The 23280-nt window shown below is 61.1% G+C and carries 20 protein-coding genes and 2 pseudogenes; 10 read left to right on the top strand and 12 right to left on the bottom strand.

What is annotated here, in order from left to right; genetic code table 11:
* Positions 1–112, bottom strand: a 112-nt coding sequence (locus ABLE85_RS07700; protein ID WP_348792133.1) for a transposase, incomplete at its 3' end; no start/stop codon positions are given.
* 403 nt (positions 113–515) lie between these two features.
* Between ABLE85_RS07700 and ABLE85_RS07695 the strand changes: the two genes are divergently transcribed.
* The 4 genes from ABLE85_RS07695 (at position 516) to ABLE85_RS07680 (ending at position 4032) form a co-directional block, all read left to right on the top strand.
* A complete protein-coding gene (locus ABLE85_RS07695) occupies positions 516–857 on the top strand; it encodes a metalloregulator ArsR/SmtB family transcription factor (RefSeq protein ID WP_348792098.1) in 342 nt (113 codons plus the stop codon).
* Positions 854–1780, top strand: coding sequence for an SRPBCC family protein (locus tag ABLE85_RS07690; protein ID WP_348792097.1), 927 nt, complete (start codon positions 854–856; stop codon positions 1778–1780). The genes ABLE85_RS07695 and ABLE85_RS07690 overlap by 4 nt, the downstream gene beginning before the upstream one ends.
* Before the next feature lie 35 nt (positions 1781–1815).
* Positions 1816–2481 (top strand): hypothetical protein, encoded by a 666-nt coding sequence (locus ABLE85_RS07685; protein WP_348792096.1) that lies wholly within the window; start codon positions 1816–1818, stop codon positions 2479–2481.
* Between the two features lie 81 nt (positions 2482–2562).
* The gene (locus ABLE85_RS07680; RefSeq protein WP_348792095.1) at positions 2563–4032 is read left to right on the top strand and encodes a DUF3300 domain-containing protein; all 1470 of its coding nucleotides are present in this window, start codon (positions 2563–2565) and stop codon (positions 4030–4032) included.
* Positions 4033–4163: 131 nt separating this feature from the next.
* Here ABLE85_RS07680 and ABLE85_RS07675 read toward each other — a convergent pair whose 3' ends face one another.
* A complete protein-coding gene (locus ABLE85_RS07675) occupies positions 4164–5831 on the bottom strand; it encodes an SbmA/BacA-like family transporter (RefSeq protein WP_348792094.1) in 1668 nt (555 codons plus the stop codon).
* A gap of 682 nt (positions 5832–6513) precedes the next feature.
* On the bottom strand, positions 6514–8145 hold the full coding sequence (locus ABLE85_RS07670) for a tetratricopeptide repeat protein (protein WP_348792093.1): 1632 nt from the start codon (positions 8143–8145) through the stop codon (positions 6514–6516).
* Between the two features lie 198 nt (positions 8146–8343).
* Here ABLE85_RS07670 and ABLE85_RS07665 point away from each other — a divergent pair, with 198 nt between their 5' ends.
* The 5 genes and pseudogenes from ABLE85_RS07665 to ABLE85_RS07645 all read left to right on the top strand — a co-directional run bounded on the left by ABLE85_RS07665 (position 8344) and on the right by ABLE85_RS07645 (position 11407).
* Positions 8344–8682, top strand: coding sequence for a DUF1127 domain-containing protein (locus ABLE85_RS07665; protein WP_348792092.1), 339 nt, complete (start codon positions 8344–8346; stop codon positions 8680–8682).
* Between the two features lie 14 nt (positions 8683–8696).
* Positions 8697–9422, top strand: a complete 726-nt coding sequence (locus ABLE85_RS07660) for a hypothetical protein (RefSeq protein ID WP_348792091.1) — start codon at positions 8697–8699, stop codon at positions 9420–9422.
* Between the two features lie 357 nt (positions 9423–9779).
* Positions 9780–10178 (top strand): GFA family protein, encoded by a 399-nt coding sequence (locus ABLE85_RS07655; RefSeq protein ID WP_348792090.1) that lies wholly within the window; start codon positions 9780–9782, stop codon positions 10176–10178.
* Positions 10179–10630: 452 nt separating this feature from the next.
* Positions 10631–10774: pseudogene (locus tag ABLE85_RS07650) on the top strand (GAF domain-containing protein); the annotation flags it as partial.
* A gap of 135 nt (positions 10775–10909) precedes the next feature.
* Entirely contained in the window at positions 10910–11407 is a 498-nt protein-coding gene (locus tag ABLE85_RS07645) for a GAF domain-containing protein (RefSeq protein ID WP_348792132.1), read from the top strand.
* Here the strand turns inward: ABLE85_RS07645 and ABLE85_RS07640 are convergent.
* Positions 11373–11783, bottom strand: a complete 411-nt coding sequence (locus ABLE85_RS07640; protein WP_348792089.1) for a hypothetical protein — start codon at positions 11781–11783, stop codon at positions 11373–11375. The genes ABLE85_RS07645 and ABLE85_RS07640 overlap by 35 nt on opposite strands.
* 164 nt (positions 11784–11947) lie before the next feature.
* Between ABLE85_RS07640 and ABLE85_RS07635 the strand changes: the two genes are divergently transcribed.
* Entirely contained in the window at positions 11948–12301 is a 354-nt protein-coding gene (locus ABLE85_RS07635; protein WP_348792088.1) for a hypothetical protein, read from the top strand.
* 116 nt (positions 12302–12417) lie between these two features.
* Here ABLE85_RS07635 and ABLE85_RS07630 read toward each other — a convergent pair whose 3' ends face one another.
* From ABLE85_RS07630 to ABLE85_RS07595, 8 genes and pseudogenes are all read right to left on the bottom strand, one after another.
* A complete protein-coding gene (locus ABLE85_RS07630) occupies positions 12418–13365 on the bottom strand; it encodes a substrate-binding domain-containing protein (protein ID WP_348792087.1) in 948 nt (315 codons plus the stop codon).
* A gap of 65 nt (positions 13366–13430) precedes the next feature.
* The gene (locus ABLE85_RS07625) at positions 13431–14438 is read right to left on the bottom strand and encodes an ABC transporter permease (protein ID WP_348792086.1); all 1008 of its coding nucleotides are present in this window, start codon (positions 14436–14438) and stop codon (positions 13431–13433) included.
* Positions 14439–14441: 3 nt separating this feature from the next.
* A pseudogene (locus ABLE85_RS07620) lies at positions 14442–15973 on the bottom strand (sugar ABC transporter ATP-binding protein).
* Positions 15970–17145, bottom strand: coding sequence for a Gfo/Idh/MocA family oxidoreductase (locus ABLE85_RS07615; RefSeq protein ID WP_348792085.1), 1176 nt, complete (start codon positions 17143–17145; stop codon positions 15970–15972). Before ABLE85_RS07615 ends, ABLE85_RS07620 begins: the two are co-directional and overlap by 4 nt.
* A 12-nt stretch (positions 17146–17157) precedes the next feature.
* Positions 17158–18213 (bottom strand): sugar phosphate isomerase/epimerase, encoded by a 1056-nt coding sequence (locus ABLE85_RS07610; protein ID WP_348792084.1) that lies wholly within the window; start codon positions 18211–18213, stop codon positions 17158–17160.
* A gap of 165 nt (positions 18214–18378) precedes the next feature.
* A complete protein-coding gene (xylA, locus tag ABLE85_RS07605) occupies positions 18379–19689 on the bottom strand; it encodes a xylose isomerase (RefSeq protein ID WP_348792083.1) in 1311 nt (436 codons plus the stop codon).
* Between the two features lie 88 nt (positions 19690–19777).
* Complete coding sequence (locus ABLE85_RS07600) at positions 19778–20803, bottom strand: LacI family DNA-binding transcriptional regulator (protein ID WP_348792082.1); 1026 nt, start codon at positions 20801–20803, stop codon at positions 19778–19780.
* A gap of 579 nt (positions 20804–21382) precedes the next feature.
* Entirely contained in the window at positions 21383–22864 is a 1482-nt protein-coding gene (locus ABLE85_RS07595; protein WP_348792081.1) for an oxygenase MpaB family protein, read from the bottom strand.
* Between the last annotated feature and the right edge of the window lie 416 nt (positions 22865–23280).

Below are 23280 nucleotides of genomic sequence, written 5' to 3'. Positions count from 1 at the left end.
TCGAGGCATCGCTCACGCCATGCTTGCGGCACAAATCCGCGACCGAGACCCCGGCCTCGTGTTCCTTCAAAATCCCGATGATCTGCTCATCCGAGAAGCGGCTGCGTTTCATGTTCTGGTCCTCTCTCTGGGCCAGAACGAACTTCAATCCGGATCAAGTCAAAGGGGTAACGTCGAATGCTCTTAACGTACGCTACGTACGCTTCGGGCCCGGAGCGCCGGCCCGGTCGAGATGCGCGACGATTTAGAGACGGAGGACAAGCGTTCCCTCCATGAGCGCAACGGAAAACTCGACGCCGCCCCCATCGGCATTGGTGGTTAGCGTGTCGGCAGTGCGCGATTTGGTCCTTCGATTACGGCGTCGGCCTGCGAACATCGTTGCGAACGACCTTCATAGCGGGCCCGGTAACAGAGACCTACTGCTCCAAAGGCTCGACGAGCTTAGGTAGAGAAAACTTAGCAACCTGACGAAGTTTTCTCTTGCGCTGGCGAAAAATCAGGCGATAGTTAGCGTCATGGCTAAGCATGATCCCGATCTCTCGCCGCTCTTCCACGCTCTGGCCGACCCGACCCGTCGGTCGATCCTGACCCGACTCGCTGAAGGGCCCGCGCGGGTGACAGATTTGGCTGGTCCCACGGGACTGCGTCTGCCCACGGTGATGCGGCACCTTTCCGTACTGGAGGAGACAGGATTGATCGCCACGTCCAAGGACGGGCGGATACGCACCTGCGCCATCGTACCCGAGGCCCTGGATCCGGTGCGGACATGGCTCGATGAACAGCGGGCCATCTGGGACGCCCGGCTCGACCGGCTGGACGCATTTGTGATGAACGTGATGGAGGAACGCGCGAAATGACTTCGAACCTCAATACACGCAGCCCGACCCGTGCGGCGCCCGATGACAGGAAGGGCGGCTTCGCGACGCTGACCTTCAAGCGGGACGTGGCCGCGCCGTTGTCGGTGCTGTGGCAGGCCTGGACGGCGCCGGCCGCGCGGGCGGTCTGGGCCGCGCCCATGCCTTCCGTCACTGTGGAGTTTTTGGAGGCCGACACCAGGGTGGGTGGACGCGAGGTCTCGCTCTGCAAGGTCAAAGGCCAACCGGATATCCGCTGTGAATGTGGCTGGCTTGAATTGCTTCCGGCGGTTCGCAGCGTGAGCTACGAGGTGATCTCGTCTGGGGGCGTGACGCAATCGGCGGCGCTGGTGACGGCTGAGTTCTCAGGCACGGACGAGCGCAGCAGGCTGGTCGTGACGGTGCAGCTTTCCTCGCTGGCAGAGGATATGGAGGCCGGCTACCGACAGGGCTTCGACGCGGGACTGGACAATCTCGCCGGCGTTGCCGAGCGGACCATGGTGCTGCAGCGGGTGATCAAGGCGCCGCGATCCATGGTGTGGGGCGCGTGGATGAACCCCGAGACGCTGCCGCAGTGGTGGGGGCCGGACGGGTTTTCCTGCCGCACGCAAAGGATCGACCTGCGAAAGGGCGGCGAATGGGTATTCGACATGATCGCGCCTGATGGCACGATCTTCCCGAACCACCACCTCTATGTCGAGGTCCGGCCCGAGGAGAGGCTCGGCTATACGCTGCTATGGGGCGAGAACGGCCCGAAACATGCCGACGCCTGGGCCTCGTTCGAGGACCAGGATGGGGCGACGAAGGTTACGCTGGGCATGGTGCTCAACACGGCTGCCGAGTTTCAGGAGGCGAAGGGCTTCGGTGCCGTGGAACTGGGACTGCAAACCCTGGGCAAACTGGAACGCTTCGTCACATCCCGCTGAATGCCGCGACTTCCCGTCGGCTCGAATTTGGGCTCGTGGCCGAGGTCCTCATCGATGTCGCGCCCGTCCTCATCGACGACTGCATCCCCTCTGGAACTGGCACGGCCAGCCGGAACGGCTTACTTGAGGGCGACGACGGAATGGCCGCTTCTCGACAACATGATCCCGTAAGCTGCCCTTCCGTTCTCGGCCCGTTCTACCTTGACGTTTTTCGTTTCTCGACTGGCCAATCAGGGCCGAGGAGAAACACGATGGGTTACTCTCGATTTGATCCAGCTATACAAGGTCGCGCAGCGTGGAATGCCGGAAAGACGGTAGGGACGAAGCGACCACTCACGCAGAAACAGATATGGGCAATTCGCTTTTTTCTCGATCGCGAAGGACACCTACGTGACCGTGCGCTGACCCGCAAAACCGATTTCGATTGCAGCCCAAATGGCGGCGAGACCAACCAGAAGTATCGCTGGAAGCGAATAGTTATCCAGATCGAGCATGAGACAACTCTGCTGATGGTTGCCCCCCTCATTTTGAAAATGTCGAAGTCGACCACGTTGGCGACGGGGTGCTGGCAAGCTGAGCCCAGCATACCACCTCGTCAAACCGGCGCGCCGCGAGTGGCAAAATTCGCCTCGAGCCCGCAGGTGAACATCGGCATCAGCCTCCCGGGATCAAACAACGCCATTTGTGATGGCACGTCCTGATTGTCTTCGTTCTGCGCTGCACTAATTGCACCTCGTATCGATATGACACTCAGTACGCTACATGCCAGAAGCGAGGTCGCCATGACACGCTGGGGCTTGGGTTTGGCGGCTGCCTTCTTAGGTCTTGCCGCTAGTGTTACAACGTTTTCTGCAACTTATGCGCAGGATCAGACGCAGGCTGCGAACGCCCCGACAGCGGGCGTTTCTGCGACGGCTCCGCTCAGCGAACACGAGCTGGAGGTGCTGGTTGCTCCGATCGCACTCTATCCCGATGAACTGATCGCGGCGATCTCGCAGGCGGCGCTCTATCCGCTTCAGATCGTCGAGGCCGAGCGTTATCTTGAGCAACATGCCAAGAACAAGAGCCTGCAGCCCAAGGCAAGCTGGGACAGCAGCGTGATCTCGCTGCTCAATTATCCCGATATCGTCAAGAAGATGAGCGGTGATCTCGATTGGACCGAGAAGCTGGGCAACGCGATCACTTCTCAGCAAAAGGATGTGCTGGTCGCCATCCAGCAACTACGCCACCAGGCGGTTGCCAAGGACATCATCAAGTCCGACGACAAGATCAAGGTGACGGAGGAAAACGACAAGGTCGTCATCGAGCCGGCAAGCGCCGAAACGGTCTACGTGCCGCAATACGAGCCAGAAATGCTCTACGTGGCCGACTACCCGCCAGAGCCGATCACCTATTATCCCGAAGCCTATCCCTCCTACTGGTATCCAACTGCACCCTTCTTCGCTGCGGCCGTGACCGGAGCGGCATGGGCAGCCGCCATCGACTGGAACGACTGGGGCGTTTGGAGCGGACGCTGGGGCAACGACGTCGACATCGATTGCAAGCACTGCTTCAACAACCGCGACTTCAACGGCAAGGTGAATTTCAACGACGTCGACTGGAAGAATGTCGACCGTTCAAAGATCGACATTGACCGCGATCAGTTCGCCAAGTTCAACCAGGCGAACATCAGAAACGGTCTTGAGCGCAACAGCGCCAATAACCTGCGCAACCGGACCGCCAGCATCAAGAACCAGCGCCCATCGGCAGTCGCCCGCAACACCGGCAATGCGAAGAATGTCGGCAAGAGCACGCTCGAGGGCCTGAAGAAGCAGCCTGGCCGGGCCCAGGCGAATGCAAACAAGCCCAATGTCAAAAAGGCCGACGTCAATAAACCGAACGTCAACAAAGCAAACGCGAACAGGGCGAATGCCAACAAGCCCAATGTCAAGAAGGCGGCCAACGTGAACCGGCCCGCGGGCAAAGCGAAGGTCGCGTCCAACGCCGGTCACCGGCCGAAGAAGCCGGCAGGTGTTGCCAATGCGGGTCATCGCAAAGGGCAGAACGTGGCTTCAAATCGTGGTGCACAGGCGATGAAAAACGGCGCGCATCGCGGCTATGCCATGTCCGCACCCAAAAGCGGCGGCCGTCACATGGCTGGACCACCACGCCACCATGGTGGACATCACATGGCCAGACCGCGCCACCACGGTGGACCTGCAATGCGTGGCGGCGGAGGATCCCGCGGCGGTGGTGGCGGGCGTCGGCGCTGAGACACTGGCCATTGAGGCCAGGAGCCGACAAGCGGCTGCAACGAGAACTGGCAGTTGCGGACTTCCCTGGACAGTGCGTGCCTGAATTCCTCAGAGGTCCTGATGTCCATCGGCAGTTCATCAGCCGAATGTCAATTTTCTTGCCAGGTCCAGGTGCCATCAGCGCGGTACTCAAGAATGGCATCGTAGAAGCCGCCAGCCCCATCCGCTTTGCCGAAGTTGACGCAGGTGATCGAGCTCTGAGGAAGTCTGCCCAGCAAACGAAGAAGTTGTGCGGTATCGAGAACCGCTTCGATTTTTTCTAGCAACAGAAATCGCGGAGTCGCCAAAAAAGCTTTTGCCAAGGCCAAGAGCTGCCGCTCGTGCGTCGTCACCGACGTCTCCCAATCCTGCTCGTTGTCCAGCCCCAGATCTAATAGGTGGTCGAGCCCGAGTTCGCGCAGTAGCCGTAAAACCCGATCATCCGGTATCGACTTGTCAGGAACGAGCAGGATCTGCCGCAATGTGCCTGGGGGCAGGTAAGCTTGCTGCGGGACGAATTTGATTTCGTGCGGGCCAGGACGGATGATGCGCCCGGTGCCAGCGGTGGAAATGCCGGCCGTTGCCCGAAACAGCGCCATGCCTGGACCTTCATCGGGGCCGGTGACCAATATCCGCCGGCCGACCGGAACCGAAACAGACAAATCCTTCACTGGCGGCGTTCCGGAAGTCGAAAGCAAGGTCAGGTGCTCGTAGGCAAGACGCCCCTCGGTCTCGACTATTTCGACACCTTCCAAAGCATTTGCGCTGACCTTTTCGATCGCCTCCAGCAGAGAGTTCAGGCGCGTCACCACGGCCGCGAAAGTCGAAATCTGCTGAAACTGGGTAACGATGAAAGAAAACGCTGCCACCAGCAATGCGAAGGCAGAAGCCGATTGCGTGATCACGCCGAATTCGATTTCCCCTCGGAAAAAGGCCGGCGCGATGATGAGCGCGGGAATGATCTGGATCATCCAGTTATAGCCGGTCGTGAAGAACCCCACATTGCGGTTGACCGCCGTGATCCGCCGAAAATTGGAGATCAAATCGTCGATACGATTCATCAAAAAAGCGGCCTGCCCCCCTTCACTTCGGGACACGACGATCGCTTCGGCGTTTTCCCGAACACGAATGAGGCCGGCGCGGAAGGTGGCCTCCTTGTCGAGCTGGTCATAGTTGAGGTTGATCAGCGGTCGCCCCAGCACGATCGTCAGATAGGAGCCGCATGCGGCATAGAGCACGGCCACGACAAACAGCAGCGGACTGATCGTCCACAGCACACCGGCAAAGGCCAGGATGGTGAGGCTGCTGTTGAGCACCATGATGATGAAGGAAAGCGTGGTGGTCGTGAACGCGCGAACGTCCTCCGATATTCTCTGATCGGGGTGCGACAGTATTCCCGAAGCGTCCAGGCGATAGAACGCTTCGTCTGCCAGGTACATTCCTACGGCCCGGCGCGTCAGGAATTCCCGCCAGAGCAAGGCAAGCCGCTCCTCGGCAAATCGGGCGAACACGGCGACCAGAGTGGAAGCGGCGAACACGCCGACGTAGAACACGGCCTGCCGCATGAACTCGGCTGAACGCCGTTCGGCGATCGCACTCATGAAATTTCGGCCGACGTAGCTATTGACGACGTTGAGGGCGCTTATTCCAGCCAGGAGAGCGGCGAGGACGACAAACATCAACTTGGCCTTCCGACCGACCTCCGAGTTTGCGAAAATCCTGACCGTCCGCACAAATCGACCGGCGGTTATCCTCAGCGGAGTTTGCTGTCGCTCCATATTCTCCCCTCCGCGCGCTGCGGTTCCATAAAGGACTGTATGTAGGGCAGGGCGGCCGAGATTTTTGCCGCTTCGAACTCGCTGTAGGACAAACCAAACCAGGAGCTGGCTTCCGGTGCATGCGGACGGTTGCACACGCAAGCAAGCGCCAGTGCGTGGTCTCAGCGCGATATTACGGGCACCAATCAATGGCGAGAGTCAGGGCGTCGTGCCCTTCCTGAAAGTCGCCAATGACACGGCGATTGCCGTCAGCAGAGGGGCAAGTCTGCCTCGGCATGATGACGACGCGCCGTTTGCTGGCTTGGGACACATGGCGTACCTCGTGGCCTCAAGGCGTCATATCGCTCGCTCTATCCGACATTGACAGATGCCGGGCCCGGGCTGCAGCGGTGCGAGGCAGCGAAATTCGCTAAGCGATTGTTCACAACTTCGCTTACGAAAATCTGGCTTGCGTCAAGTCGCGTCACTGCATGAGCAAACCCGGACGGGTCGGTTCACGTCCTCAATCCAGCAAGTTGAACGTCTGCAATTTTTGTTGTGAAGCCAGAAGCCGCCGGTACGCTTTCGGCCCCAAACATCGCATTGCTCTGATCGCAGGCTGTAAGATCAGTGTTGCGCTCAGCGCGCTGAGAAGAGCCCTTTGACGTTCGTCCGCCGTTTTGAATGTGGTCGGGGCGCTCGCCTATTTGGACGGCCCGACCAATGCAAGAAAACGCGGGTTGTCGTGCAACGCTGCAAAATCCCGGTCGTGCCTTACCCACACAAGCATCTGAGGATGCTTGCCGGGAAGGCAACGCTCCAAAAGTTCAAGCGCCCTGGCTTGGTCCCCCAACAGGGCACAGACTGATGCAACATTGTAGAGAACCTGCGTGTCGTCAGCATCCAGCCACAGGGCACGTTCGGCCCACTCGCGTGCGCGTGCTCCGTCGCCAAGGATCGCCAGGGAGAAGGCACCAAAGCAGAGGGCGCGCTGATTGTCGGGGCGGAGTTCGAGTTCCCGTTCAACCCGATCGAGGCAAAGGCGCTCCATTGCCACGGAGTCGGCTTGTCTTCCAAGTGCCCAATATTGATGGCTCAGAAGTCCATAGGGCTGGAAATCGTCCGGCGCGATCGCGATTGCGCGCTCGAAATGACGAACCGCATCGGCGTAGCGTCCCTGCAACGCAAACGTATGGCCACAAAGGTGGTGCGCCTCGAAAGACATGGGATCGAGCGCGATCGCTCGTTTGAACGATCCGATGGCCTCCTGGTAACGCGCCGCAACCGCCAGCGCCCAGCCACGCGCGGCATGCGCCTCGGGCAGTTGCGGATCGAGATCGGTCGCCTGCGCGCTCAGCTCGAGCGCCTTTTCTATGGAAACGTCGGCATTCCACATGCAGCGAAACGCGCAGCAATCCGATGCCCCCGCATAGGCGCGCGCGTAGCCGGGATCGAGTTCGATCGCTTTGATGAACAGGCGATGGGCGGCATCATAGGCCTTCAGAGAATAGAGGCTCAGATAGTGCCGTCCCCGTAGATAGAATTCGTAGGCGGCGCTGCTCGTCGTGCTGATCTTGCGGATAGCCTCGCTTTCCTGCGCCAGTAGATGCACCTTCAGCGCGTCGACGATGCTGTGGGTGATGTCGTCCTGCACGGAAAAGATGTCGGACAGGTCGCGGTCATAGCGCTCGGCCCAGACAGGCGTGCCGCCCTGCGCGGCGACGAGCTGCGCATTGATCCTTACGCGCTGGCCTGACTTGCGCACGCTTCCTTCCACGATATGGGAGACGCCGAACCGGGTTGCGACGTCGGAAATGTCCACCGCTCGTCCTTTATACGTGAACACTGAATTGCGGGCGATGACGGACAGGCCCGATGCCTTCGACAGGTCGGTGATGAGGTCCGCGGTCATGCCGTCAGCGAAAAACTCCTGCTCCGGGTCCCCGCTCATGTTTGTGAAGGGCAGAACGGCCAGCGAGGGCTTGTGCGCAGTCCTTGCCGGCTGCACTGCGCCGCGGTCGTCGGCGCAAACGGACAGTTTCGCTTCATCCAGAAGGTAGCCGCGGCGCGGCACCGTCCGGATGAGCCCTTCCGCCCCGGGACCGAGCGTACCGCGGATGTCCTTCAGGCACTGGCTGAGGGAATCGTCCGATACGACGACATTCGGCCATACCGCCGCGATCAGTTCGTCCTTGCTGATGACGCGGCCGGGGTTCGTGACAAAATAGGTGAGCAGGGCGAGCGATTTGGGCCGCAGCGTTACATCATTCGCGCCGTTGCGCAGTCTACCCTGCTTGAGATCGAGCGTGTGACCTTCGAATTCGAACACCGACATGAACAACACCGCAGCCTTGGACAGTCGTTTCGGACTCTATCCTAGCGAACAAGCGGACGCACTTCTACGATCGCTCCCTCGATCTTCCGCCACAGGCACCCGGCGAAATTTCAGCGAAGTTTCATCGGTCGATCCCGACTTCGTCCCGACCGCCTGCAATGCTTCCGCAAGAATTCAATCAGAACGGGAGCAGGTGCGATGACGCTGTTCGCGAATGAGTTGGATGATAAGGCCGACGTTGCAAGCCATGTGCGCGTTCCAGCCGGCCGGCCGCCGACATGGGCGTCCATGCTGGTCTGCCGGTGGACGAAATGGCGCCATAGGCGCGCGACCCGCGCACTTCTTGACGCCCTTTCGGCGGTGCAGCTCCAGGATCTCGGCCTAAGGCGCGTCGGGTGCGGTGTTCGATGGCTCGACCATGGCGAGGCACTTCCGCGTGACCATTTCGCCTATGATGTCATTGCGGACGACGCGGCCGGTCGGGTTCGGACCGCGCGTTCCAGCATCAAGCCACAGACGCGCTTTTGCGAGACCTGAACGGGAGATCCGCCATGCATTGGTTTTCCGGCGCGGTCATCGGCACGACCGCTTTCTTCACCGGTGGCGCTCTCGCCGCCGACCTTCAGCCGATCGAAGGCGTAAACATCGATCTGGGTAGCGTCTCAGGGAGTGCTTACTACACGGTCGAGCGCGATGGCTACAGTCTTGTTGCCACCCTGGCCTCTGGCCCAGACACGACCCCAGTCCGCTTCATCTCGACACTGCTCCCCGGACAGGGGGTGATCCTTAGCGTTCCGAAAGCGGAAGGCGGCGAGGCCCTTACCTTTGAAGTCAGACGCATCGGAGATCGGATCGAGGTAACGGAACCAAAGCGCACACTTCGCGTGGATGAGCGGAACTCATCCGAACAAGGAACTCTCTTCGGTGGCTGCTCGCCAATTGGTCGGGGTTCCATCTGGTGTCTCACCCATGAGAAACGCGCCGCCGCAACCGAAGCCTACGCCGGCGATCGGAAGTTCGAAGATGTCCTTGTCGAACGGGCCGTCACTTGCTGGACGACGCCGACGGCGCTGCGCGGAATCAAACTGGAAGTGGACCTCGCTGTGAGTATCGATGACCACGGCGACGTGAATGATGTGACCATTCAGAGCTTCGCTCCGTTTTCCGATACCAGCAACGCGCTGGCACAGGATTTCGCGATGGCGCTGAAGCAGTGCAGCCCATATGCCGCCCTTAGCGAGCGCCGGATGATCCTGCATGTGAACTGGCCACTCTAACAGGAACGAGCGAGCCGCCTCGGAATTGGGCCGCGCCGACCGCCGGACACATCGGCACCGAACCGGGAGAATGCACCATGACCCGGCATGGCATGGTCCAGCCTTCAGCCGCGGGCACTCAGCCTTCGGCAACGGATCCACGCGCGGCCCTGATGATCATCGATGCCGACAGGACCGCGTGCGGCCGTGCGCTGATAGCGACCGTCGTCAGCCGGCTGCTGGTTGGGTAACGCCCCGCGCACGCGAGCACAATGGCTAGCGCCGAATGTCGGAATTGGGCGCCTGTTCGGCGCATTTAATGGCGACTCTCTCGTGCCCCGGCATGAAGCTGTCCTTGTTGACTCCAGGAGAATTTGCATGCGTGGTCATTGCTTATGTGGCGCCGTTGCTTTTGAAGTCGATGACCCGGCACAGTCCTGCGTGGTCTGTCATTGTGAAAGTTGTCGGCGGCAATGTTCTGCGCCGATGACCACCTACATTGGCGTCTTGGACGGCCAATGGCGATGGCTGGGCAAGCCACCGAAGGTGTTCAACTCTTCTCCCGGCGTGGAAAGAACATTTTGCGATCACTGTGGTACGCCGCTGTCCTTCCGCTCAAAGAACATGTCTGATGTCATGCATTTTTTTGCCGCAGCGATGGAGGAGCCGGAAAAATTTGCACCTACGCTGCATGTCGCTTTTGAGGAGAAGCTGCCTTGGTTGAAACTCGCCGACGGTCTGCCGACACGTTTTGGGCCTGACTATACGAAAGACTAGGTTTCGCACTCATAAAGGCGAAGCGACAAGCGGACGGCGCCGAGTTTTGCAAGAGCCAGGTATGCTGAAGCCTGGCAGTCATAGCGCGTGGCGATGTGGCGGACGCGGACGAACAGGTTGGGGACGGCCCCATTGCTGGCGCGTACCTTCGCACGAACCGCGCAGGAGGGCGATCAGCGGGTCAAGGAGATCGCCATTCTGGGCAGCGTCGGCGAGGCTATGACCAAGACGCTGAACGTGAAGACCGTGACCCGCATCGTCGGCGACAAGGTGCGGGAAATCTTTGCCGGCCAGGCGGTTGAGATCCTACTGATCGATGACGAGTCTGGCCTGATCATTGTCCCTTGCGCCTTCTACCGTGGCTACCATGAGCCTGAACCCTTTGCGCTGGGCGAGGGCCTCACCTCGCGGGTGATCCTCTCGGGCCAGTCGCTCCTGCTGCGCTCCTATTCCGAGGCGACAAGACCGAGACATATCTCGGTGTCCCGATTGTCGCGGGCGGCAAGGTACTGGGCGTCGTCAGCGTGCAGAGCTACCAGCCTAATGCCTTCAACGAAACGCATGTGCGATTGCTGCAGGAGCTTTCGACCAGCACGGGCGTTGCCATCGCCAACGCCCGCCTGTTCGACGAGACGCAACGACTGCTCAGGGAGAGTGAGCAGCGCGCTGCAGAGTTCGGCGCCATTAGCAAGGTCAGTGAGGCGCTGATTGCCGAGGCCGATTTCAACAGCATGATCCGGCTGATCGGCGACCAGATGCGCGACATCTTCAAGGCCGACATCGTGTACGTTGCGCTGCTCAATACCGAAACCGGGATCATCGAATTTCCGTACCAGTATGGCGACGTGTTGCCTCCTCTGAAGCTAAGCGAGGGCCTGACCGGCAAGATCATCCGGACGGGCGAGCCAGTGCTCATCAACGAGGATGTCGATGAGCGCACGATCGCGATCGGCGCCACCAATATCGGCAAGGACGCGCTGTCGTACCTCGGCGTGCTGATCAAGATCACGCAGGGCACGATGGGTGTCATCAGCGTGCAGAGCACGACGCAGGAGGGGTGGTCCAACAACCACTCTGTGCGCCTGCTCTCGACCATCGCGGCCAATGCCGGCGCGGCGCTGCACAACGTCCAACTCTATACGGAGACGCTGAAGCTCTCGCTGTCGCAGCACGCCAAAGAGGCCGCGGAAGCGACTAATGAGGCAAAGAGACCTTCCTTGCCACGATGAGCCACGAAATCCGCACGCCGATGAACGGCATCATCGGCATGATGAACCTGCCGTCAGTGACACCGGCATCGGCATCCCGAGAGATCGGATGGACCGGCTGTTCAAGTCGTTCAGCCAGGTCGCTGCTTCGACGACCCGTCGCTATGGCGGCACCGGCCTCGGCCTTGCCATCAGCAAACGCCTGATCGAGCTGATGGGGGGCGACGTTTGGGTCGACAGCGCCGAGGGCGAGGGAACCATTTTCACCTTCACGCTCACCACCCCGCTTGTTGCGTCTGGAGAGGCGGCGCACCCGCCGCCGGCGCCCGAACTCGCAGGCAAGCGCCTGCTGGTCGTCGACGACAACGCGACCAACCAGCGGATCATCGCCCAGCATGCGCAGTCCTCGAGCATGGTGCCGACCTTGAGCAGCTCGGCTGCCGATGCACTGATGAGGCTTGCGAGCGAGGACTTCGACGTCGTGCTGCTGGACATGGACCTCAGCGGCACCGATGGCAACGCGCTCGCCAAACAGATCTGCGCGCTGGGGGGCGGGGCAGCATGCCGATGGCGCTCCTCTGGGCCACGGTGCCGATCTCGGAGCAGCAGAAGCGGCAGGTGGACGAGGTCAAGTTTGCGGTCGTTCTCAATCGGCCGATCAAGGCCTCGCCGCTGCTCAATGCCTTCATGGCGATCTTTGCCGGCGCTGCGCTGCACATCGACAACACCGATCATGCCGACGATTTCTCCGTCGCCGAAACCGCCAGCAAGTTGGTAATCGACAAGCAGGCGCTCGATAAACTGCGCGTTGTCGTCGGCGGCGAAGAGGTCGACTTGATCGACTCGCTTCTCGAGGAAGGGCCGTTACCTGTCGAAAGGCTCGTTGCTTCGTACCAGGTTGGGGACGCTTACTAAATGGCTGTTACAATCGATGTGACGCGTAATCATAAGTATGGAACAAGTACATCGGCAAAAAACAAACGGGGAGGCTAGGCCTCCCCGTCGCACAAGTCATATCCTGAAACCGTCGATCAGAACGGCGAATCCGGGAAGTGGTAGTCGACGGCGTTGTCCTTGGTCACCAGCGTTGCGTCGAGGATGTAGGTGCCGTGAACCGGAACCTGGTCGAACAAATGCGCTGCCGTCAGTTCCATTGCGGTGCCAACCATTGCCGGCGGATAGAGAACGTCGACCGGGACCATATTGTCGCCGTCCATGACCTTCTTGACCATGTCCTTCGAGCCGGCGCCGCCGACGACATACTGGATGTCGGTGCGCTTGGCCTGCTCGATGGCTTCGAGGATGCCGACGACCATGTCGTCGTCCTGCGCCCAGACCACGTCGATCTTCGGATATTTGGTCAGGTAGTCCTGCATGACCTTGAAGGCATCGTCGCGGTTCCAGTTGCCGAACTGGCGGTCGAGAACCTTGATGCCCGTGCCGGCGATGCCCTTGTCAAAACCATCCTGGCGCTGCTGGTCGATCGGGATCGGCATGCCGCGCACAATGACGACTTCCGCGTTCGGTGTGGTGGCGGCAATGTACTTGCCGGCAACTTCGCCGAGCGCCGGGTTGTTGCCGGCGACGTAGAGGTCGCGGACCGAATCGTCATTGGTGGAGGGCGCACGGTCGACGAGCGCGACGAACTTGCCCTTACCCTTGACTTCCTTGATCGCGCTGACCAGCGGATCGGGATCGGTGGGCAGGATGACGAGCGCGTCGATGCCCTGCGTTTCGAGGTCCTGCACGGCGTTGGCTTGCGATGCCGGATCGGGCGAAGTCTTCACCACGACGTTCAGGTTCGGATATTCCTCCATCAGCTTCTTGGCGACGCGTTCGGCATGAAACACCACGCCGGCGGTCCAGCCATGGTCAGCGGCGGGGATCGAGACGCCGATGGTCTTCTTGTCTTGCGCCAGGGCTGTGCCCATGCTAGCGGCGAGCGCAACGCTCGCCAGTCCCAGTAGAATTTTACGCATTTTTCGCTCTCCCAAAGTTGCAGGCCTGTCTTGAATCGACCGGGCGACCCGCAGTCAGATTTCCTTCACGATCTTCGCGTCAGCGAACGCTGCACCAACATTGCGATAATGACGATTGCTCCCTGGATCGCGCCGAGCAGATACTCACTGACATAAGTCGTCAGCAGCATGATGTTGCCGATGATTTCCAGGATGAAGGCGCCGGCGACCGTGCCCCAGACGCGCCCGACGCCGCCGCGCAAGGCGGTGCCACCGACCACGACGGCCGTGATGGCGTTCAGTTCCCACATCGTGCCTGTCGTGGCCGTGGTGGAAGAAAGGCGCGGAATATAGATGAGGCAGGCGCCCGCCACGCATAGCCCCTGGATCACATAGGTCATGGTGCGCACGCGCGCGACCGAAATGCCCGAATAGCGCGCGACGTCTTCATTGGAGCCGACCGCGATCACATGGCGGCCAAACGAGGTGCGGTAAAGGATGAACGCCGCGATTGCGGCCGTGATGAAGATTGCAAGCACGGGGTAAGGAATGCCGAAAAGATTGCCGAAATAGACCGGGCGATAGGTCGCCTGCACGTCTGGATTGCCCAGCGTGATCGCGCCGCCTTGCGAAAGCCAAGTGGTCAGGCCACGATAGATGCCCATCATGCCGAGCGTGGCGATGAAGGGTTCGATCTTGCCCAAGGTGATGACCAGTCCGTTGGTCAGCCCACAGACCATGCCGATTGCCAGCATCAGCGCCATGGCAGCCATTACCATCGTCAACGGATTGGCGATGCCGCCCGCATTCATGAACATGATGGCGAGCGAGGCGATGAAGGCTGTCATGGCGCCGACAGAGAGATCAAGGCCGCCGGCGGTGATGACAAAGGTCGCGCCAATTGCGATGATCGCGATATAAGCCGAGCGCGTCATGACGTTCAGCAGATTGTTGGCCGTCAGGAAATTGTCATGGGCAAACGAGCCCAGCACCAGAAGCAGCGCCAGCGCGATGAAGGGTGCGATGGCGCGCAGGTCGACATCCTGCAAGAGGCTGCGCTTTTGCGGGGCGGCGGTGGTCGTCGTGTCAGTCATGTCTCAAGCCGCCTCATAAGTTTTTACGCCCGTCGCAAGCACGACAATCTCTCGCTCGTTCATATGTTCGCCGCTCACCTCATCGGCGATCACCCCCTCGCGCATCACCACGATGCGGTCCGAGACGCCGATCAGCTCGGGCATTTCGGATGAGACGACGATCACCGACTTGCCCTGCCGGGCGAGGTCGGCGATGAACGTATAGATCTGCTTCTTGGTGCCGATGTCGATGCCGCGCGTCGGCTCGTCGATGATGACGACGTCGGGCTTCAGCATCATCATCTTGGCGATGAGCAGCTTTTGCTGGTTGCCGCCGGAAAGCTGGCCGGCCAGCAGGTCCTTGTTGCGGGTGCGAATGTCGAATTCGGCAATCGCCTGATCGAGAGCGGCGCGTTCCGCCTTGCGGTCAAGAATCACGCCGCGCACGAAATTCTTCAGGCCGGCGAGCGTCAGGTTCACGCCGAGCGGCTCCTGCAGCAGCAGGCCCTTGCCCTTGCGATCTTCGGAAAGATAGACGATGCCCGCCTTCATGCTCTGCTTGGCATTGGCCAAGGAAACCGGCTTTCCGTTCAGGCGGATCGTACCCTTGGAGGGGCGCAGGCCGACGATGCCCTCCATCAACTCGGTGCGCCCGGCGCCGACAAGGCCGGCGAAGCCGAGGATTTCGCCACGCTTCAGCTTGAACGAGACATTGCGGGCATAACCGGGCACATCCATGTTTTCGACTTCGAGCACATAGTCCTCGCCCTCGGGTGCAACGTGATCGGGATAGAGCTTGGATACGTCGCGGCCCACCATCAATTGCGCCATGTCGAGCGGTTCGAGGTCGGCTGCCCCGCGGGTGGTAACCAGCTTGCCGTCGCGCAGCACGGTGACACGGTCAGCCAGCGCCTTCACTTCCGGCAGGCGGTGGGAAATGTAAAGGACTGCCGCGCCCGATTTGCGGATATCGGAAATCACCTTGAGCAGCGCATCGGTTTCAATCGGCGTCAGCGAAGCGGTCGGCTCGTCGAAAATGACCAGACGATGCGGCACCAGAAGCGCGCGGGCAATCTGCACCAATTGACGCTGGGCAATCGAAAGGCGGCCGACGACAACGTTCGGATCGATATTGGCGCCAAGGTTGCGCACGGCCTTCGCCGCGCCGGTATTCATGGCCTTGTCGTCGCACTCAGGCCCTTTTTGATCTCGCGACCAAGATAAATATTCTGCGCAACCGTCAGGTCGGATGCCAGCAAGATTTCCTGATGCACCAGCACGATACCGCGGTGTTCGGCGTCCACCGGTCCGCTGAAGACGACCGTCTCACCGTCAATCGTGATCGATCCGCGCGTCGGCGCCAGATGGCCCGCGAGGATCTTCATCAGTGTGGATTTGCCTGCGCCGTTCTCGCCGATGATGGCATGAACTTCACCCGAGCGGATATCGAGCGAGATGTCCTTCAGCACCTCAACGCCGCCAAAGGCTTTGGTCAGACCTTGTCCGGCCATGAAGCTCTTGTGGTCCTGCGCCTGAGGTACGATGGGCCTGTTCATCCGATCTTTATCCACACGTTGCCGGCTTGCGACGAGGCGACGGAGGCTTCGATGAACTTCATGCCGCCAATGCCGTCCTCCACGGTCGGGTAGATCACGTCGGCGTCGGCCTTCTTGCCTTCGCGCGCCGCGCGGATGGCGCGGGCTGCTTCAGTGTAGATGGTGGCGAAACCTTCGAGATAGCCTTCGGGGTGGCCGCTCGGAATGCGTGTGACGCGGGTCGCAGCAGGGCCCGCGCCGGACCCGGCACGGGTGAGCAACTGCTTCGGCTTGCCGAAAGGCGTGAACCAGAGATAGTTCGGGTCGGCCTGCGTCCATTCCAGGCCGCCCTTTGTGCCATAGACGCGCAGCTTCAGTCCGTTTTCGTTGCCGACAGCCACCTGGCTTGCCCACAGCATGCCGCGCGCGCCCCCATTGTAGCGAAGCAGGATCTGCACATCGTCGTCGAGCGGGCGGCCCTCAACGAAGGAGGTCAGTTGCGCCAGCACCTGTTCGGTCTTCAGCCCGGTAACGAAAGCAGCCAGGTTATAGGCGTGGGTGCCAATATCGCCGATCGCACCGCCAGCGCCGGAGCGCTTGGGGTCAGTGCGCCATTCGGCCTGCTTGGAGCCTAAGCGTTCCGCCGGCTCGGTCAGCCAGTCCTGCGGATATTCGGCCTGCACGACGCGGATTTCGCCGAGATCGCCATTGGCGACCATTTCGCGCGCCTGCCGGATCATCGGATAGCCGGTATAATTGTGGGTCAATACAAACAGCTTGCCCGACTTCTTCACCAGCACGGCGAGTTCTTCGGCCTCCTTGACAGTGGTGGTGATCGGCTTGTCGCAGATCACATGGATGCCAGCCTCAAGGAAGGCTTTCGCGGCAGGCGCGTGCATGTGGTTCGGCGTCACGATGGAGACGGCCTCGATGCCATCGGGGCGGGCAGCCTCCGCTTTGGCCATTTCTTCAAACGAACCGTAGGATCGGTCGGCGGGAAGGCCGAGATCGGCAGCCGAGGCCTTGGCCTTTTCGACGTTGGACGACAGAGCGCCGGCCACCAGTTCATACTGGTCGTCGAGCCGAGCGGCCATGCGGTGGACAGCGCCGATGAAGGCGCCTTGACCGCCACCAACCATGCCCAGGCGAATGCGGCCGGCGCCGGCTTCCTTCTTGCTTGCTTCAATAGCCATGTTGCGCTCCCCTCAGCTCAGGCCGAGCATCTTGCGATTTGCGGCCTCGTCGGTGCCGGCACTGGCGAAATCGTCAAAGGCGTGTTCGGTGACGCGAATGATATGCGCCTTGATGAACTCGGCGCCTTCACGCGCGCCGTCTTCCGGGTGCTTCAACGCGCATTCCCATTCCAGTACCGCCCAGCCGTCGAAATCATTGGCGGTTAGTTTGGAGAAGATCGAACCGAAATCGACCTGGCCGTCGCCCAGCGAGCGGAACCGGCCAGCGCGGTTGCCCCAGCTCTGGAAGCCGCCATAGACGCCCTGCCGACCAGTCGGATTGAACTCGGCGTCCTTGACGTGGAACATCCGGATACGGTCGCGATAGATGTCGATGTAGTCGAGATAGTCGAGCTGCTGCAGCACGAAGTGGGAGGGGTCGTAAAGCAGGTTGGCGCGAGCGTGGTTCTTCACGCGTTCGAGAAACATCTCATAGGAGACGCCGTCGTGCAGGTCTTCGCCTGGGTGGATTTCGTAGCAAACGTCGACGCCATTCTCGTCGGCATAGTCGAGCAACGGGGTCCAGCGTCTGGCCAACTCATCAAACGCGGCCTCGACCAGACCGGCCGGACGCTGCGGCCAGGGATAGACATAGGGCCAGGCGAGCGCGCCCGAGAAGGTGGCGTGGGCCTTGATGCCCATATGCCTGGAGGCGCGCAGCGCGCGCTTGACCTGGTCAACCGCCCATTCCTGACGCGCCTTCGGATCGCCGCGCACTTCCGAAGCCGCAAAACCGTCAAACGCGGTGTCATAGGCGGGATGAACGGCAACCAGCTGACCCTGCAGGTGGGTAGAGAGCTCGGTCACTTCCAAACCATGCGAGGCGGCGATGCCTTTGATCTCGTCGCAATAGTCCTTGGAGTCTGAAGCCTTCTTCAGGTCGATCAGCCGCGCATCCCAGGTTGGGACCTGGACACCCTTGTAACCAAGGTCAGACGCCCATTTGCAGATCGAGTCGAACGAGTTGAACGGCGCTGCGTCGCCGGCGAACTGCGCCAGGAAAATGGCGGGGCCCTTGATCGTCTTCATGCACTTCCTCCCGTGGCGCGCTCACGCCGAAACGTCGCTCTAGATTGGACAGGATGCCCGGCTCACCCCGTGAGCGAAATTGCTGTCATCCTATATCCTGCGATCTACGGTCACCTTCCATGCCGCCAGCTCGCCGTATGCGCGAGTGACATCGTCCGTCGCACCTTACACGTAACGGTTGACGATGTTTTCGAGCAATTCCTGCCGGCCGGACTTCGGTTGCGGTTCAATCTTCTTGTTGACGACGCGCTCGGCCACCTCCTCGAGCGTGCGCTTGCCCGTCAGCATGGCCTTGCCCTCGGCGGTCTTCCAGCCGGCGTAGCGCTCGGCCAGAGGGCCGGACAGAGCCTTGTCCTCGATCATGCGCGCCGCAGCCTTGAGGCCGCGGGCACAGGAGTCCATGCCGCCGATATGGGCGATCAGCAGGTCCTGCGGATCGAGCGACTGGCGACGAATCTTGGCGTCGAAATTGGTGCCGCCCGTCTTCAGGCCGCCGGCCTGAAGGATGTAATAATAGGCCAGCGCCATTTCCGGCACGTTGTTCGGGAACTGATCGGTGTCCCAGCCCGACTGGTAGTCGTTGCGGTTCATGTCGATCGAGCCGAGGATGCCAAGCGACCCGGCCAACGCCAGTTCGTGCTCGAACGAGTGGCCGGCGAGGATCGCGTGGCCCTGCTCGATGTTGACCTTGACCTTGTTTTCCAGGCCGAAGTCCTTCAGGAAGCCATAGACCGTCGCGACGTCGTAGTCGTATTGGTGCTTGGTCGGTTCCTGCGGCTTCGGCTCGATCAGGATCGTCCCCTTGAAGCCGATCTTCTTCTTGTAGTCGACGACCATGGAGAGGAAGCGGCCGGCCTGCAAGCGTTCCTGCTTCAGGTCGGTGTTGAGCAGTGTCTCGTAGCCTTCGCGGCCGCCCCAAAGAACATAGTTCTCGCCGCCGAGCTTCTTGGTGGCGTCCATGCAGGCCTTAACCGTGGCCGCCGCATAGGCAAAGACGTCAGGATCAGGGTTGGTGGCGGCGCCCGCCATCCAGCGTCGGCTGGAGAACATATTGGCGGTGCCCCAGAGCAGCTTCACGCCACTCTGCTTCTGCTTCTTTGCGAAAATGTCGACGATCTCGTCGAGCCGGTCCTTGCTTTCGGTGAAGCTGTCGCCTTCGGGGCGCACGTCGGCGTCATGGAAGCAGTAGTAGGGCGTGCCGAGCAACGAGAACATTTCGAAGGCGACGTCTGCCTTCAGTTTGGCGTGATCCATCGTTGGGCCAAACCAGGGCCGATAGAACGTTTGGCCGCCGAAGGGGTCGCCGCCTTCCCAGGCAAAAGAATGCCAGTAGGCGACGGCGAAGCGCAGGTGGTCCTCCATGCGCTTGCCGAGCACGAGCTCGTCCTTGTTGTAGAAGCGGTAGGCCAACGGAGTGGCCGAGTCCGGCCCCTCATACTGGATCGGTTTGATGTCACCAAAAAATCCGGTGGCCATGTCCTGTTCCGTCCCCTTCCTACAATTTCTGATGTACGTATATCAGAACGATCGGACGCGCCAGAGGGTGCGGCCAAGAATCCGGTGCTCAAGGTAAATTGTCGCGTAGATATATCTCGATACGAATGTGCTCCTGTCCCTCGATGAGGGTCCGCTGATCGGTCAGCGAACGGAGCGTCCGGATGGCGCTGCGGACTTCATGCCCGGCATCCTGATTGATGATGGCGTGAAACAGGCCGCTTTCCAGCGCGGATTGCGTATGGACGCTCAGTTCGTGTGCTACCACCATCGGCCGCCTTTCGGGCGGCCGTCCGGACAGCGCCTCGATCAGGCCCAGATTACCCGCGCCGATATTGTAGAGGCCCACGACGTCCGGGTCGCGATCAAGGCATTGCTCCACGATGCGCCGTGTCGCCGTTCGGTCGTCCCGACCCTCGACCACCGGCAGCGCCTCCAGATTGGGATATTCGGTGCGGATCACCTGATCGAAACCCATCCGGCGTTCCACATGGTCGCGCACCAGCATGGAGCCGGCGACCAGCGCAATCTTGCCGTTGACGCCTCTCAGGAAGCGCCCGAGCAGGCTCGCCGCAGTGCGTCCCGCCGCGACATTATCGATGCCCACATAGCGATGGCGCTGAAAGGACGGCGCATCGGAGACAAGGGTGACGACAGGAACATTCGCGCTATGCAGCCGCGCCAACGCCTGACGCACCGGCGGCGCTTCGGTTGCGACCAGCGCCACGCCGCCAATCTCGTTGGGGTCCAGCCGGTTGAGGATGTCGGCCAGTGCCTGCCCGTCAAAGGCAGGCGCCGTGACGACGCAAAGTTCGATCCCGTCAGGCGCCATCTGGCGACCGGCTTCGCGCGCTTCGCTCTCGAGCCTGCGCATGAAGCTGTTTGCCCCTTCGGGTATGATGAAGATAAGGCGGTAGACGCGGCCCTTGGCCAGATTGGCCGCCGCCTGGTTACGAACGAAGCCAAGTTGTCGGATGGCTGCTTCCACGCGCTGCACGGTCGAGGCCCGAACGCCTTCGCGGCCATTGATGACGCGATCGACCGTTGCGAGGCTGACGCCGGCTGCGCGGGCGACGTCGTGGACCGTGGGGCGCATCGTGGCTTCCATTCCTGTGTTACGTACATCAGTACATTCGCTTGGGCGTTTGCGTCAACGTCAGTCACCAGGTGCCATAGTGCAACCATTGAGGCCGCGCCCACGACCCACCTGTTCATGTCGTCCAAGGCGTCGTGCATTGCGGTGCTGGTGATGCCGAACACGCCCTCGTAGGGAATGCCGAGGTTATCCTGGCGCTGGGCGCGATCCCGCCCGCAGGCGGGCGGAGCCTGTGCTCATTCGAGTGCTCAAGCGGGCGTTATCGAGCCGGGGAACAGCCGTTCGCTCAAGGGCACGGGAAGGCGGCCGCACTGGGAAGTTTCGATTTTACGAGTGTTGTCTGGGCGGTAGCGTCTGCTGGAGTAACGTCAGATTGTTCCTCAGGACTTCGATGGAGAAATCGATCTTCAACACTAGGCAGGGATAAGCTGCGCGGTCTTTCTCTCGCAGGGCGCTCCTCAACTCCTGGATTTGCCCGTCCGCCATATCGAGCCGATACGCCATCCGATCGGCATAGATGTGCACCAAGGTGGGCTCTGCTTTCTCGCAGATCCGGCGTTGCCGAGCAGCCGCGATCGTCTACGGCGCGCTCGGCCGATAGGCGGATGCGTCGGTCGTGAAGTGGGCATGTCCCCAGGATGCAAGCTGCTTCCCGATGATCGCAACCAGACGTCGGTCCACTGCACCTGCAAGCATCGGTATGTTCATCGCGAGCCTGTAAGCCAGGAGGCGGCTACCGGTCACCGTTGCGGCGATGCCGTAGCAGGCCTTGTCCAGCGCATTGGGAACCACTCCCATGCCTGCGGCTCTCGCCGCATCCCCGCCCGCATAGTTCTTGACGAAGAATACCTTCGAGAACCCTTTCTCCACACGATCGAAGACGCGGGAGGTGAGGGAGTTGTCCGGCGGGAGATAGGCGCCGAGCGTCGCGCGCAGCAGATTGCCGCAGGTATCGTCATCGAAGCCCGACCGCAGTGTCGCGAGGCTCGCGGCCATCAGCGTCACGATCTCCTTTGGCGTGGTCGCCAGGAGAGTCTCGGGCAAACCGAGCAGGTAGCAACGGTAACGGCTGAGTTCGACGCGGGCCCGCTCCTCTGCCGTGAACTCGCTACGGCCCTGACGCAGCACGTCGCTTGCCATCATGGTGACCGATATGAGACCGGCCGGCATCTGATCGACCTGCGGGATCGGGACGCCGTAGATCGAGACGTCCCAGCGGCCCTTGCGCATGGCGTTGAAGCGCACCATCGCATGCATCAGGCGAACCATCGCCGCAGCACGGAAGCCATCGCCGCCGCGGGCAAGCGCGCCGGGCAGCACCGAGGTCGCGAAGAACGTCGCCGTCTCCTTGACACGCCTGGCCGCGCTCGCATTCGAAAGCGCACCGGTCAGCGCCATCGGGAGCGCAGCGTACCGGTTCATGAAGGTCGCGATGAAGGCGGCGCGGATGGCAATGGGGCTCATGATTGCCATGGCCGCCCGCTCGAGACGAGCTCCTTCCTCGACCATCGCCATGTCCAGCCAATCGGGCACCGTTTCCATCGCCGCGATGAAGGTGCGCAGTTCCGGCGGGGCGTCGGCAACGGAATCAATGCCGTGCTTGCAGGCCTGATCGACCATGTCGATCAGGCGCTTGAAGCCATGTTCCGGCATCAGGGCGGCATAAGGATCGGCCACGCGATCGCCCATGAAAGTGTAGGCGCGGATCAGTGTCATCAGGCCGTCATCAGCGAGAAGCTGGGCCCGCTCTGCCTCGCTTGCAGATCGCAGTTCATTCGGATCACCGGCAGCGCCGGCAAAGCGCTCCGGCACGGCATCAAAATCCACGGCCCCGTAGATCGAAGGCGTGGCAATGGCTTGTGACCGCACCTGATCCCAAATCTGCTGCTTATCCATGCTGCTCATCCCGATCGGAGCCGTGTCGAAGCGGCTCCCTGGAGCAACGCCGGGCGCACAATAGGAAGCAACACTTAACTCCAGCTTACCCGTGTGCACGCTCGGTTCCGGCGTTGCTTGACGAAACGGCCGATGCTCTCGGACCGGCAGTGCCTCGCGGATCAACCTTCTTCGGCGCCGCGAGAAATCCTGCCGGCCGGCGTTGAGACAGCGGCCGACTGGCTGCCGATCTTGAGGCCGCAGCACTGCCTCGGGCTGATGCCAGGCAAGCGCTGGCTTCTGCGAGCGGGGAGCCACATCTGCGGCGCGCCGTGGGAACTGGTATCCCGGTATGGAGCATCCTGCCCCGCGCACACTTCGCTTTAGGGCCGACAATTTTTTCGACATCCAGCGCGCGATAAGATTCGTTGTTTGATAGGGAATTTCCAGCGAGCGACCGGGGCCGGATCAAGTCGAAGTCAAAAGGTGGTGCGTCAAGTCCGCTTCCGACATTCCAAGCCTTAAAGCAGCCGGTCCACCTTCGGCCCAAAGCTGTCAGTCAGCAACGCGCCGATCGCGGCCTTAGAGATCGGCTTCGAGGC

The sequence above is a fragment of the Mesorhizobium sp. KR1-2 genome, from assembly GCF_040045035.1.
Taxonomy (GTDB): domain Bacteria; phylum Pseudomonadota; class Alphaproteobacteria; order Rhizobiales; family Rhizobiaceae; genus Pseudaminobacter.
Note: the sequence above shows the minus strand (reverse complement) of the source record. Positions and strands in the feature narration are given on the sequence as shown.